Annotated in this window: 9 protein-coding genes; 4 read left to right on the plus strand and 5 right to left on the minus strand. The window is 65.9% G+C overall.

The window, feature by feature from the left end:
• Positions 1-139 precede the first annotated feature (139 nt).
• On the minus strand, positions 140-3,874 hold the full coding sequence (locus H5P29_RS27815; RefSeq protein WP_154386927.1) for an SEL1-like repeat protein: 3,735 nt from the start codon (positions 3,872-3,874) through the stop codon (positions 140-142).
• 441 nt (positions 3,875-4,315) lie between these two features.
• On the opposite strand from H5P29_RS27815, the gene H5P29_RS27820 reads away from it, so the two are divergent.
• Positions 4,316-4,768: a MerR family DNA-binding transcriptional regulator gene (locus H5P29_RS27820; RefSeq protein ID WP_067967102.1), complete on the plus strand. Its 453-nt coding sequence runs from the start codon at positions 4,316-4,318 to the stop codon at positions 4,766-4,768.
• A gap of 255 nt (positions 4,769-5,023) precedes the next feature.
• Here H5P29_RS27820 and pdeM read toward each other — a convergent pair whose 3' ends face one another.
• Both pdeM and H5P29_RS27830 read right to left on the minus strand, forming a co-directional pair.
• Entirely contained in the window at positions 5,024-5,737 is a 714-nt protein-coding gene (gene pdeM / locus H5P29_RS27825) for a ligase-associated DNA damage response endonuclease PdeM (protein WP_154386926.1), read from the minus strand.
• Entirely contained in the window at positions 5,734-8,235 is a 2,502-nt protein-coding gene (locus tag H5P29_RS27830; RefSeq protein WP_154386937.1) for a ligase-associated DNA damage response DEXH box helicase, read from the minus strand. Before H5P29_RS27830 ends, pdeM begins: the two co-directional genes overlap by 4 nt.
• A 421-nt stretch (positions 8,236-8,656) precedes the next feature.
• On the opposite strand from H5P29_RS27830, the gene H5P29_RS27835 reads away from it, so the two are divergent.
• Positions 8,657-8,830: a hypothetical protein gene (locus H5P29_RS27835; RefSeq protein WP_154386925.1), complete on the plus strand. Its 174-nt coding sequence runs from the start codon at positions 8,657-8,659 to the stop codon at positions 8,828-8,830.
• Here the strand turns inward: H5P29_RS27835 and H5P29_RS27840 are convergent.
• Positions 8,827-9,738, minus strand: coding sequence for a methyltransferase domain-containing protein (locus tag H5P29_RS27840; RefSeq protein ID WP_246670887.1), 912 nt, complete (start codon positions 9,736-9,738; stop codon positions 8,827-8,829). The two genes, H5P29_RS27835 and H5P29_RS27840, sit on opposite strands and share 4 nt — an antisense overlap.
• Positions 9,739-9,822: 84 nt before the next feature.
• Here H5P29_RS27840 and H5P29_RS27845 point away from each other — a divergent pair, with 84 nt between their 5' ends.
• The gene (locus H5P29_RS27845; protein ID WP_154386923.1) at positions 9,823-10,833 is read left to right on the plus strand and encodes a ligase-associated DNA damage response exonuclease; all 1,011 of its coding nucleotides are present in this window, start codon (positions 9,823-9,825) and stop codon (positions 10,831-10,833) included.
• A 271-nt stretch (positions 10,834-11,104) separates the two neighbouring features.
• A complete protein-coding gene (locus H5P29_RS27850) occupies positions 11,105-12,703 on the plus strand; it encodes a cisplatin damage response ATP-dependent DNA ligase (protein ID WP_154386922.1) in 1,599 nt (532 codons plus the stop codon).
• A 52-nt stretch (positions 12,704-12,755) separates the two neighbouring features.
• Here the strand turns inward: H5P29_RS27850 and H5P29_RS27855 are convergent, their stop codons facing one another.
• A complete protein-coding gene (locus tag H5P29_RS27855; protein ID WP_154386921.1) occupies positions 12,756-13,850 on the minus strand; it encodes a hypothetical protein in 1,095 nt (364 codons plus the stop codon).
• Positions 13,851-14,112: the final 262 nt, after the last annotated feature.

The raw sequence follows: 14,112 nt of genomic DNA on the forward strand, positions 1-14,112 counted from the left end.
ATCCCTGGGAGCTTGTTGGCTACCGGGTACTTGCGCCGACATTGCGGCGAAGTCAAACTTCACCGGACACAAAACGAAAAATAACTCAATCAGTTAACCCGCCGGTAAAGGCGGGTCACCTGATATCAGCTGTCGCTAACTATTTGCGCGCCAGGAGCGCCTCGACCAGCGGCTCGTCGACAGTGCCGGTGGGCGCCAGCGCATTGTCCTTCTGGAAGGCCATGATCGCGTCCTTGGTCTTCTGACCCAGCATGCCGTCGGGCTTGCCGGCTTCGTAGCCGTTTTTGTTGAGGATCGCCTGGATGTTCTGCACCGCCCGCTTCATGTCGATGTTGGCGGCCGGTGCATCCTGCCAGGCAGCCGGCACGACGACCGAATTGGCGGCCGCGTCGAGCTGCTTGGGCTGCCACAGTGCCGTCGTCTCCTCGGCGCGCTTGAGCTGCTCGGGGCTGAGCGCCTTGGCGATCTCGTCGCGCTTGGCGGCGGCATCCTTGTCACCCTCTTTGGCGACAATGGCGAACCACTTATAGGATTCTTCGAGGTTCTGCTTCATGCCGACGCCCTTGGCAGCAAGGATGCCGAGATTGAACTGGCTGTCCTTGATGCCAAGTTCGGCGGCGCTGGTGAACCAGCGATTGGCCGAGTCGTTGTCGACAGTGCCGTCGGCACCCATGGCAAACAGCACCGCCAGATTGTGCATGGCGCTGGCGTTGCCCTGGGCAGCCGCGAGCTGGTACCAGGTCTTGGCCTTGATGGCATCGCGTTCGACGCCGGTGCCCTTCTCGTACATGTTGCCGATGCGGTATTGTGCCGGCGCGAAACCGAGCTCGGCGGCCTTTTCGTACCACTGGGAAGCTGCCTTCATGTCGGCGTTGGCGCCACGCGCCTCGGCATAACGCGAGCCCATCTCATAGAGCGCCTTGGCGTCACCGGCGTTCGCTGCCTGGCGCAACGCCTCCGGTCCAACGGCCTCGGGCATGAAGGCTGCCGGGGTGACGGAGGGCTTGATCGTCTCGGTGGTTACAGGCTGTGCAGGTATCGACTGGGTGCTGGTCTTGTCGAGCGCGGCAGCGGCGGGCAACTGGTCGACCGACACGTCGGCGATCTGCTCGGGCTCGGCGACGGTCGCGCTCGCCGTCTCCGGCTTGTCGACATTGCGGACAGGCGCAGCGGCTGTCACAACCGGCTTTGCCGGCACCACGGCTGCCGTCTGGACCGGTTGCGATGCCGCCGGAGCGACGGTGACGCCTGCCGTCTCGATCGGGTCGCTGATGAAGGCCTTGCCGAGCTGCATGCCGGCGAGCGCCAGCATCACGGCGCCGACGGCCATCAGCACCGACTTGCGCCGCGACTTGATCAGGTCGCCGATCCGCAGCGCGCGCACCGGGCCCTTGAGGTCGGAACTGCGCTTGGCCGCATCCGCCTCAGCGGCCGCGGCCTGAGCGGCACGGCGAGCGGCGGCAATGAAGTCGGACTTCGAAGCGTCGGGCTCGTTGGGGCGCACCGTGTCGCCACGTTCGTCGCGGACGCGGCGCATGATGGCGTTGAGGTCGGGCGCGCCCGAACCGGGTTCCAGCGGACGGTTGGCGATCTTGGGATCGAGCGGCGCGTCGAGCGCCATGCCGGGCGCCGGTGCCTCGACGACGGGTTCGGCAGCTTCGACGACCGGCGGCTGCGGCTTGGCCTTCTTGCTGGTGAAAGCGCGGGCGAGACCACTCAGCATCGAAGTTCTGGCCGGCTTCTGCTCCTTCTTTTCGGTGCGGACACCGTCAAGGGCTGCAACTGCCGCAGCGGCTTCGGCGGCGGCTTGGGCCGGGCTGCGCGCCGGGCGATCGTCGTCGGGCCTGTCACTGGCGCGACGACCGAACGTGTGATTGGCCTCGGGCAGCGGTGCCGGCGCCTCCGGCTGCAGCGACGGCGTTTCGCTGAGTGAAAGCTTCGGCGCCGGCGACAGCATGGTGGTCGACAGCAGTTCTGCGACGGAAGCGGGCGGGGCTTCGACAGGCGCCGGCGCTTCGCTGGTCTCGATCGAGCCAAGCCGGTCAACGATCTTCAGCAGCGTGTCGTGGATCGCTTCGAAGGTCTTGCCGTTGCGCTCGTCGGAACGACGGGTCAGCGCTTCGAGCGCCTTCAGGTCCTGAGCAAGGCCGGTCACCGCGGCGATTTCGGTGGTCGAGCCGGAGAAGGAACGCACCGCGTCCTCGGCGGCCTGGCGGGCTGCTTCGACCAGCGCATGATGATTGCCAGAAATCGCGCGCTCGATTTCCTCGAGGCGCGGGCGGACGTCTGCGAACTCGGGCAGCGGCGAGCCAGGCCGCGCCAGATGGTTCGACAGCTCGCTGACCTGGGCTTCGAGACCGCGGATCAGGTCGGGGTCGATACTCGCCACCTGTGCCGCCGAGATTTCCAGACGGTTGGAGATGTCGTCCAGCCGGGCTTCGAGCCCGCGCATCGCCAGTTCATTCGCCGGGTCGGGGCGATTGGTCTCGAGGCGCTGGGCGAAGGCGGTGAAGCGCGCATCGATCGCTTCCATGATGCCGGAATGATCGGCGGCGGGCTGTGCCGATTGGCGATCGAGGCGCTCGCCCAGGTCTTCGAGGCGACGCTCGAGGTCACGGAACAATGTGTTGCCATGTTCGAAGGCATCGCCCTGGCGGCGCTCGAACACGTCGGCCAGGGCGTCGAAGCGCTGTTCGATGCCCTGGAAGATCAGGCCGGCGTCAGGTGCGGCGGGCGTGCGCTCGATCTTGTCGGCGATCAGCGAGATCTGCCGCGTCAGACGCTCGACAGCCTGCTCGGGGATGTCGCTGCGCTGCGCGATGTCGTCGACACGCTCGGACAGTGTGTTGAGGCGGTCGATGATCTCGGCGGTCGGCTGCTCCGCGGTGATCTCTTCGATCTGATGGGCAAGGGCCGCAATGCGCACCTCGATCCGCTCGAACGGCTCGGGGTTGAAGTGCGGCGTCTGGGCGGCGACCGTCGAGGCGACGATGGCGCGCGAGATTTCGTCGAGGCGCTCGTCGATCAGGCTGAACATCTCGTCGCCATGGCTGTCGCGCTGGCGCACGAACTGCTCGACCGCACCCGCAAGCGTGCGGACCTTGTCCTCGATCGACAGCAGCGACAGCGATTCGGGCAGGTTGTTGACGGCGTCGTTGATCTGTTCGAGGCGGCCGGCAAGGGCAGCAAGCGCCGGATCTTCGGGACGCTGGCGAGCATCTTCCGACATGCGGTCGGCGAATGCGTCCCAGCGGCGGTCGAACTCGTCCCAGCGGCGGTCGACCGAAAGCACGGTCTCCTCGCGCGCCAGCTCGCCGAGCGAGCGGCGGACCTGCTCGAGTTCGAGGCGCAGCGTGTTGACGCTTTTGTCGTCGCTGCGTTCGGCGAGCGTGTGGATAGCGCCCGACAGGCGCTCCAGCTCGAGGCCCAGCTCGACGGCCTGCGACCCGACGGCGCCGGACTGGCTGGCGCGGTCGATGTCCTTGCGCAGGAGGTCGAATTCGCGCTGCAGCCCGGTGCTCATCTGGTGGCGCATCTCTTCACGCAGGGCGCGGAGCTCGCCGGCGATCTTGCCGACGGCGGCAACGCCATCTTCCTGGCCGCGGGCGCGGTCGATGTCGCGGGCGATCGCCTGGTAAGGGCGCTCATAGGGTGTGGTGCGGCCATATTCGCCGCGCGGCGTGTAGCCGGCAGGCGGCGCATGGCGCTGTGGCGCGCGATACGGTTCGGCAGGCGCATCGCGCTGCTCGTTGCGCTGGCGCTCAAGCCGAGCCTCGAGATTTTCGAGCGAGCGATTGAGCTCGTCGAGCGAGGCAAGCGGGCGGCGCTGCCTGCCGTCATTGAGGGAATCGAGATAGGACCGCTTGCTGTTCATCGAATCGCCCGTTGGTCAGAGTGCTGGTGCCGGAACCAGAAGTCTCAAGCCTTGCCGGGACGGAGGCTGCGATTTGCCGCGGGTTTTGGCTCCTCGGGCATTTCGCCGCCTTCCGAAACCGTGAACAATTCGGTACATGATGACCACGGGGGAAACCGACACGGCTACATTTCCCTCAACGTGGTAAACAAGCTCTTAACCAAGCTTAAGAAAGTGCGACGTTGTGTTCCCGCCTTGGCGGTCGGTTCGGCCAGATTTCCCTTGCGTAGGGTAGGCCAGATCGTTATAGCATTTACGTAAACGTAAGACGTGTACAGATCGCCGTCTTTTTGTAGCATTTACGTAGAAACCACGATCGGAAGCCTTGCCCCCTCCGGCTTCCATCAGAGCACCGGCCGGCCCTGCCGCCATTGCTCGCAATTGGGGATAGCAGAGTAGATGATGAAACTTGTATCGGTCGCCGATGTTGCGGCCAATGAAAACAATCTCTCCGGCGAGGACTATGTCCGCATCGGCGAAATGGCAAAGAAGTACGGCGTAACGCTCCGTACTTTGCGCTTTTACGAAGACAAGGGGTTGCTCAACCCCAAGCGCGAAGGTGCGACGCGCCTCTACACCCGCCGCGACCGCGCCCGGCTGAAGCTTATCCTGCTCGGCAGGAAGGTCGGCTTCTCGCTGCGCGACGTCAAGCAGATGATCGACCTCTACGACCCGACCGGCACCAACGCCAAGCAGTTGCGCCTGACGCTCGACAAGTCGGACAAGCAGCTCGGTCGCCTGCAGAAGCAGCGCCAGTTGCTCGATGAGGCGATCGGCGAACTGAACAACCACATGGCCGTCGTCCGCCAGCTCCTGGCTGAGCGCACCGCCGTGCAGGCAAGTGCTGCCAGCTAACAAGGCGACTGCGTGTTGACGAAACGACCCGGCGCGGGAGACCGTGCCGGGTCGTTTTACGTTTGAGGGCCGCGTGCCGTCTCTTCCGATGCTTCCGTGCCTGATATGGCGGCAGTCCTCGACACCGGCGTCGGACGCCCTGTTGCTCCCCTCCGCGGTGGCTGTTTTGCAGCGCAGAATTCGCGGTGAGCCTACACCGTCACTGGCAAGACCTGGAGAACGGCAAGGAGCGACTGCCGAGCAGTCAAAACGACATCAACCCGGCCTGAGCAGCGACCCTGCAATCGGATAGACCCGGCTCGTCCCGATCATGTAAGCCGTCGGCGCCCCTTCCCGGAACATGCCGCGATAGGCCCGGTCGAGCACGTTGAGCGAGCCGGTGAAGGCGCCGAAGGCGGGCATGATGAGGCGCATTCCGTCGCTGGCGAAGCAGCGGCGACGGACCGAGCGGCCGCGCTGGACGATGCGGGCGCAGGGGTGCAGGTGGCCGGCGACCTCGCCCTCGGCATGGCCCTTCGACGGCTCGTGGCGGAACACCAGGCCTGCGACCGCCAATTCCTCTACCGTTTCGCCCGGCAGATCGTCGGGCGCGTCGGGGTCGTGATTGCCTGATATCCAGAACCAGCTCCGCCCAACCATCATCGCCATCAGGCTGTCACGGAATGGTTCGGGCAGGCGCGCCGCGCCCTCGCCGTCATGGAAACTGTCGCCGAGGCTGACGATTGTGCGCGGCTGGTAGTCATCCACAACCACGGCCAGGCGTTGAAGCGTCGCTGCCGTATCATAGGGTGGGATCAGCCGGCCGCGGCGGGCGTGCGAAGAGCCCTTCTCCAGATGCAGGTCGGAGACGACGAGCAGGTCGAGCTCAGGGAAATGCACCACGCCGCGCCAGTCGCAGGCGGCGCGCACGCCAGCGACCGCGATCGTCTCGCAGCCTGCCCTGGTCAGTTCGCGCGCGGCTATGTTCATGCGCTTCCCATCGCCTCATCGATCAGATCCGCCGCCTCCAGAAGCAGGGAGTCGTGCGCCTCGCCATTGACCGGCTCCTTGCCGATCTCAAGCATCACTGGCACCGCCAGCGGCGAAATCTGGTCGAGCATCTTGTGCACGATTCGGCCGCGGATGCGCGAGAGCATCTCGGCAAGCCTCCTGACATCGAGCAGCCCGCTGGCTGCATCCGCCCGCGTCGCCTTGAGCAGAAGGTGGTCGGGCTCATGGCTGCGCAAGACGTCGTAAATGAGGTCGGCTGAAACAGTCACCTGTCGGCCGCTCTTTTCCTGGCCGGGAAACCGCTTCTCGATCAGCCCGGCGATGACGGCACAGTTGCGGAAGGTGCGCTTGAGCAGCCAGCTGTCGGCCAACCAGGCCTCGAGGTCGTCGCCCAGCATATCCTCGTCGAACAGTTCGCCCAGCGACGGTTCTTTCGCCCTGAACATCGCCCCCAGATCGCCCAGCGCCCAGACGGCCAGCGAATAGTCGGTGGCGACAAAGCCCAGCGGCCGCGCGCCCATGCGCTCCAGCCGGCGGGTCAGAAGCATACCGAGCGTCTGGTGCGCCAGCCGCCCCTCGAAGGGATAGGCCACCATGTAGAAGCGCTCGCCGCGTGGAAAAGTCTCGATCAGAAGGTCCTCCTTGCGCGGCAGCACCGACTTCTCCTGCTGGATGCGCAGCCAGTCTGCGACCTGCTCAGGCAGCGCCTTCCAGCGCGCGGGGTCGGCCAGCATGCCGCGCACCTGGTCGGCGAGATAGGTCGACAGCGGAAACTTGCCGCCGGCATAAGACGGCACCAGAACGTTGCCGGCGCCGCCCGTCGAGACATAACACTCATTTTCGCGGATGCCCTCGAAGCGCAGCACCTTGCCGGCGAACATGAACATGTCGCCCACCGAAAGTGTCTCGACGAAATACTCCTCGATCTTGCCGAGCACCGGCCCGCCGCGCAGGGTCAGTGCTGCTGCCGTGCCCGCGCCGACCTTGCCCTTGGCCCTGGTGTAACGGACGTTCAGCATCGGCGCTTCGATGATGGTGCCGACATTCAGCCTGTATTGCTGGGCAATGCGCGGATTGGACACCCGCCACTTACCATCCTTGGTCTTGCGGATGCGGGCGTAGCGCTCGTAGCTGCGCAGCGCGTAGCCGCCGGTGGCGACGAAATCGACGACGCGGTCGAAACTGTCGCGGTCTAGCCCGGCATAGGGAGCAGCACATGTTACTTCGGCGTAAAGCTCGTCTGCGACGAAGGGCGCGCCACAGGCGCAGCCCAGCACATGCTGGGCCAGCACGTCGAGCGCGCCGTCGATCAGCGGCGGGGTGTCCTGCGCGCCGAGATAATTGGCCTCGAGTGCGGCCCGGCACTCCAGCACCTCGAAACGATTGGCCGGCACCAGGATCGCCCGGCTCGGCTCGTCCATCCGGTGGTTGGCGCGGCCGATGCGCTGGGCGAGCCGGCTCGCGCCCTTGGGGGCGCCAACATGGACGACGAGATCGACGTCGCCCCAGTCGATGCCGAGATCGAGCGTCGAGGTTGCGACGACGGCACGCAACACGTTGTCGGCCATCGCCTTCTCGACCTTGCGGCGCTGGCCGACGTCGAGCGAGCCGTGATGGAGGGCGATCGGCAGATTGTCGTCGTTGACGCGCCACAGCTCCTGGAACAACAGCTCCGCCTGGCTGCGGGTGTTGACGAACAGAAGCGTCGTCTTGTGCCGGCGGATCGCGTCATAGACTTCGGGAATGGCATATCGCGCCGAATGCCCCGACCACGGTACACGCTCCTCGGAATCGAGGATCGTGATCTCTGGCCTGGCCCCGCCCGACACGGTGATGAGGTCGGCCATCTCGCCTGCCGGATTCTGCCTGACCAGCCAGCGCCTGAGCTCGTCCGGCTCGGCCACCGTCGCCGACAGCCCGATCGCCTGCAGGTTAGGCACGTAGGCCCTGAGCCGCGCCAGGCCGAGTGCCAGGAGGTGCCCGCGCTTGGAGGTGACCAGCGAATGCAGCTCGTCGAGCACGATGTAGCGCAGCCCGTTGAAGAAACGGTCTGCGTCGGGCGATGCAATCAGCAGCGCCAGCTGCTCGGGCGTGGTCAAGAGGATGTCAGGTGGCGACAGCTTCTGGCGCGTGCGCTTGTGCTGCGGCGTGTCGCCGGTGCGCGTCTCCATCGTGATCGGCAGCTTCATCTCGTCGACCGGCTTGCCGAGATTGCGCTCGATGTCGACGGCAAGCGCCTTGAGCGGTGAGATGTACAGCGTATGCACGCCGCGCTGCGGCTCACCGGGGCGCTTCTTCGGCCTGACGGCAAGATCCGTCAGCGCCGGCAGGAAACCGGCCAGCGTCTTGCCGGCCCCGGTGGGGGCGATCAGCAGCACCGAATTGCCATGTTGTGCACTGGCGAGCAGATCGAGCTGATGGGCACGCGGCGACCAACCGCGCTCGGCGAACCATCGCAGGAATGGCTCCGGCAGCATCGCGCCAGTCGAATTCGGTTCCAGTCGCGCTTGGCTCGTCACGCCCCATGCCTAGCGCGGCGATCGGGCTGCGCCAAGCGAAATCTGGAACAAACAGGGATCAAGGACAGCTGCATGCCAACCGGCCAAGGTCTCGTTCCCTCCCACCCCCCTCTGCCCTGCCGGGCATCTCCCCCACAAGGGGGGAGATCAGGCCTTCACCAGCGCTTCGTCCAGTCTTCAACAGCAGAGCGGAAATACTTCATCAGACTGGACGCGCTTCGACGCGGCAGGAATGGCACGGCGCCGAAGCGACTAATCTCCCTCCTTGTGGGGGAGATGCCCGGCAGGGCAGAGGAGGGTGGGAAGGAACGTGACGCAGCAGGCTTGCGTTCCAGGCACCGCCGTATCAGATGGCCTCAAAAACTGAGAGCCTTCGCCCATGACAGACACCGCCTCCCACGAAGCCCGCATCACCGACCTGGAAAAGCTCGTCCGCGACCTTCAGGCCCAATTGGCGGCCTTGCAGCATCAGGTGGCCCCCACTGCCAAACCGGCTGAAAAGCCGCTGCGCTCGCGCGGCATGCTCGGCAGCCCGAGCAGCAGTCGGCGCTAGACCGCCAGGTCCGTCACCACGATCAGGCCCTCGACCGGCGTGCGGCGGTCCTGGCGTATGACCGCGTGCCCCAGCGACAGCAGGCGTAATCCAGCAGCGGCGATCAGCCCGTGCACATAGGCCTCGGAATGGGCATAGCGCCTGGACTCCTGCAGATCGAACACCCCTTCGCCCGCAAGACGCTCGACCGAAAACGCAAACACACCACCCGGTGCCAGCATCTTCATCACGCTCGCAAACACCCGGTCGAGCGCGCCGAGATACATGAACACGTCGGCCGCGGTGACGAGATCGGCCGTCTGCCCCACCGGCTCCAACTCCTGCAGGTCGGCCTTGATCAGATAGTCGTAGACGCCCTTGTCGCGTGCCTTGCGGAGCATCTCTGCCGAGATGTCGTAGCCGTCGAGGCGCTTCGTCACTGGCCGGAGTTTCACGCCCATCAGCCCGGTGCCGCAGCCGAGATCGACGGCGTGCGCGAATGTGTTGCGCCCGGTCGCGCCGATCGCCGCCGTCAGCAGTTCCGGCACGCGATAATGCAGCGTCTCGACCAGCGCGTGGTCGAACTTTTCCGCATACTGGTCGAACAGCATTTCGACGAAGGCGCTGGGCGGGCTGTCCTCGGCAGGTGCCGCCCCGATCAGCTGCAGCTTGAGCGCGGCACCGGGTCGATCAGCCGGCTCGAGGTTCAGCGACATGCGCCAGGCCTCTGCGGCGGCCCGCATCTCGCCGGCAGCTTCCTGCATCTCGCCGAGCCGGAACCAGCCCATGGCCCAGCCGGGGGCGAGTTCCAGCGCGCCGAGCATCAGTTCGGCGGCGGCGGCATGGTCGCCTGAGGCGAACAGCATTTCGGCATAGTCCGCCCGCCGGTCGGCAAGCAGGTCGTTGGAGGAGAGCTGCAACGGCGTCAAGCGCGACATCCATGACAAGGAGGGTGGCGCGCATTACTGCCAAACCGGGCTTCCACGCAAGCGGCAAATGCCTATCTTGAGGAGATGCGGCCGAGCGACCTCCTCCATTCCCGTCCCGAAGGGCTCTACTGCCCGCCAGGCGATTTCTACATCGACCCCGTGCGGCCGGTCGACCGCGCGCTCATCACCCACGGCCATTCCGACCATGCCCGCCCTGGCCACGCCAAGGTGCTGGCGACGCGCCAAACGCTCGACATCATGGCGATCCGCTGCGGGCCTGACTTCGCCGGGACCACCCAAGCGATGCCATTGGGCGAGAAGATCCGGCTCGGCGACGTCACCGTGTCATTCCACCCCGCAGGCCACGTGCTCGGCTCGGCGCAGATTTCGGTCGAGCGCAACGGCATGCGCATCGTCGCCTCCGGCGACTACAAGCGCGCCAGGGATCCGACCTGTACTGCCTTCGAGGTCGTACCCTGCGACGTGTTCATATCAGAGGCCACCTTCGCCCTGCCCGTCTTCCACCATCCCGACGCCTCCCAGGAGATCGGCAAGCTGCTGAAATCGACCCGGCAGTTTCCCGAGCGCGCCCATCTCGTCGGCGCCTACGCACTCGGCAAAGCCCAGCGGGTGATGCGATTGCTGCGCGACCAGGGCTACGACAAGCCGATCTACATCCACGGGGCACTGACCAAGCTCAGCGAATACTACCAGAGCCAGGGTGTCGACCTCGGCGACCTCCGACCGGCAACCGTCGAGGATAGCGACAAGGCCGACTTCGCCAGCGCCATCATCGTCGCCCCCTCCGCCACGTTCGCCGACCGCTGGGCGCGGCGCTTCCCCGACCCGCTCGCCGCCTTCGCATCCGGCTGGATGCGCATCCGCCAGCGCGCCAAGCAAGGTGGCGTCGAACTGCCGCTCGTTGTCTCCGACCACTCCGACTGGGACGAGCTGACCGCCACCATCACCGAAACCGGCGCCGGCGAGGTCTGGGTTACCCATGGCCGAGAGGAAGCTCTGGTACGCTGGTGCGAGCTCAACGGGATTGCTGCGAGGCCGCTGCACCTGGTGGGGTATGAGGATGAGGGGGATTGAGGATGGTCCAGCCCCGTAGCATTGCTCGCTCCTCTGTCTGGCCTACTGTCCGTCACAGGACGGAAAACACTGCGGGACAGCGCCCCCCTCTGCCCTGCCGGGCATTCCCCTCACAAGGGGGGAGATCGGCCCTCATCGCGGCCTTGGCCAATCGCAACCGTCGAAGATATGGGGCCGCCGGAGGCGCGCCTGATCTCCCCCCTTGCGGGGGAGATGTCCGGCAGGACAGGGGGCAACGTAGAGCGCGGACCTCGCGCGGCGTGGTTCTCCCATGAACCGCTTCGCCGAACTGCTCGACCGTCTGGTGCTGACGCCATCGCGCAACGGCAAGCTGAAGCTCATCACCGACCACTTCCGCGCGGTCGAGGATCCCGATCGCGGGCTGGCCCTTGCCGCCATCACCGGCGAACTCGACATCGCCTCGGTCAAGCCGGCGATGCTGCGCCAGCTCGTTTCCGAGCGCATGGACCCTATCCTGTTCGGCTATTCCTACGACTATGTCGGCGACCTTGCCGAGACGGTGTCGCTGGTCTGGCCGGATGCGCCTGAGAGCCGGCCCAACCACGACATCACACTCGCCGAGGTCGTGCAGAAACTGCAATCCGCCAGCCGTTCCGACGGGCCAGCCGTGCTCGCCCGGCTGCTCGATCAGGCCGAAACCTCCGCCCGCTTCGCGATCATCAAGCTCGTCACCGGTGGCTTGCGCATCGGTGTCTCCGCCCGCCTCGCCAAACAGGCGCTGGCCGATCTCGGTTCCGTCGACGTCGCCGAGATCGAGGAGCTGTGGCACGGACTGACACCACCCTACACCAGCCTGTTCGCCTGGCTGGAAGGCAAGGCGACGAAGCCTGAAAAGGCTGCCCGCGCATTGTTCCGGCCGGTGATGCTGTCCAATCCTGTCGGCGACGGCGACCTCGAAAAACTCGCCCCCACCGACTACGCCGCCGAGTGGAAATGGGACGGCATCCGTGTCCAGGCGGTGTCGGAGGGCGGCATCCGCAGGCTCTATTCGCGCACCGGCGACGATGTCTCCGGCGCCTTCCCCGACCTGGTGGCGGCAATGGAGTTCGACGCGGCACTCGACGGCGAGCTGCTCGTCGGCTCACCCCGCGAGGCGACCGGCACCTTCTCCGACCTGCAGCAGCGGCTGAACCGCAAGACCGTGTCAGCCAAGAGGCAGGACCGCTATCCCGCCTTCGTGCGCTGCTACGACCTGCTCCAGCTCGACGGCGAGGATCTGCGCGAGCTGCCCTTCACGACGCGCCGCGCCCGTGTTGAAGCCTTCATCGCCACGCTCGACCCCGACCGCTTCGACCTGTCGCCGCTGGTCGCCTTCGACAGCTGGGAGCAGTTGGAGGCGATGCGGCGCGAACCGCCGCACCCGATCATCGAAGGTGTCATGCTCAAGCGCCTGGATTCGCCCTATCTCGCCGGCCGCCCCAAGGGCCCATGGTTCAAGTGGAAACGCGACCCGCACACCGTCGACGCGGTGCTGATGTATGCCCAGCGCGGCCACGGCAAGCGTTCGAGCTTCTATTCCGACTACACATTCGGAGTCTGGTCGGGCGCGGAAGGTCAGGAAGAGCTGGTACCGGTGGGAAAAGCCTATTTCGGCTTTACCGACGAGGAGCTCAAGCAGATCGACAAGTTCGTGCGCGACAACACCGTCGAGCGTTTCGGCCCGGTGCGCTCGGTGCGCGCCGACAGGGCCAACGGCCTGGTGCTGGAGGTCGCCTTCGAGGGCCTCAACCGCTCGACCCGCCACAGATCGGGCGTCGCCATGCGCTTTCCCAGAATCTCCCGGCTGCGCTGGGACAAGCCGCCGGCCGAGGCCGACCGCATCGAGACGCTGCAAGCGCTGCTCGACTAGTCGCCCATCCGGGCACCGTTTTCTGCCAGGATATGCCCGGCGGATTCCGTGGCTACTCCGTCACCGAGACCCTGATCTCATAGATGTCGACGGCCTTGCCTTCCTTGGTCAGGTCCGAGTTGATGGCAATGGTGCCGGCGGCACCCGGTTCCTTGTCGGGCACGTCCATCTCGAACAGGTACTCGCCGCGCTGGTAGCCGACGAGGTAGCGCTTGCGGCCGCAGTCGCCGAGCTCGCCGAAATTGCAGTCGACGGCCATCTGCGTTTCCTTGCCGTCCTCGGCGCGCGCAATGATGTCGAACACCGCATGCTTGCCGGCGATCTGTTCGAGCACGCCGCGGCCGACGTCGAAGACGATCGCCGAGCCGGTGTTGCCCGAGCGGATGCGCAGGAAGCTGCCGGTGTCGTCCTTGGCAACCTCAGCCGAGGTACCACCCGGGGCGCTGACATCGGTCGGGTCGGTCGGCGTGAACACGGTGATCCAGTTGCGCGACTGGTCGACCTCGCCCGGCCGCGCCGGCCCGGCGTCTGTCGGCGAAAAATCCTCGCTTTCAAGCTGCTTCGGCGGATTGTGCACCGAGGTGTCGATCTCGGCCGCCGACTTGAACTGGCCGGTCTGGACCGCCCACCACGCGCCGATGCCGCCCATGGCAAGCAAGGTCACGGCAAGAAACATCGCGGCATAAGGCCGGCGCCGTTCGGCCCGCGCGCTGGCACGGTCGGCGGCGCGCCGTTCCGCGCGGCTGCGCTTCTCCGTGATTGCGATCGGCGGTCCGCCGGGCAACACTGCGTCGGGCATGATGTCGGGCACGACGGGGGTGATACCCGCCGCCGGGGTGCCGATCGAAACCGACGGTGCGCTGGCGGCGCCATTGCCGTTGAGCGAGATATCAGGCGCCGGGGCCGCGCCGGCCTGGCCGAGCGAAACCGCTGGGGCCGCGGGCATGAATTCCGATTCGATCTCGGTGATCTTTGCCTGCAGCGACTTGCGGCGGCCGATCGCCGCCTCCACGGTCATCGCCGGATTGGCCTTGAGCGCGCGGTCGAGCGCACCGAAGGCGGCACGATAGACCTTTTCGCGAAACTCGCGATTCTCGGGATCGCCTTTTTCGAAAGCGTTCCGGATCGCTTTTTCGATCGAATCCAACCGATGTTCCTCGCAACGCGCCAGTGTTGCCAGATGGTTAGCGGCAGAAAAGACATCAATCAACGGCACCGCGAGCGAAATGTCGGCCAAAATGGGTGCAATGGGCGGCAAGGCCGGCAAAACAAGTCGCGCCTCGCAGCGGACGCCGCAAACCGGCGACGGCAAGCCCGCCGGACTGGTGTCCAGGACTCGTGCCCATGCTCGTGCCCAGACTCGTGCATTGTCGATCGTGCCCGATCTGCTATATGGAGTGACGTTTACG

Source organism: Aminobacter sp. MDW-2 (genome assembly GCF_014250155.1).
Classification (GTDB): Bacteria; Pseudomonadota; Alphaproteobacteria; order Rhizobiales; family Rhizobiaceae; genus Aminobacter; species Aminobacter ciceronei.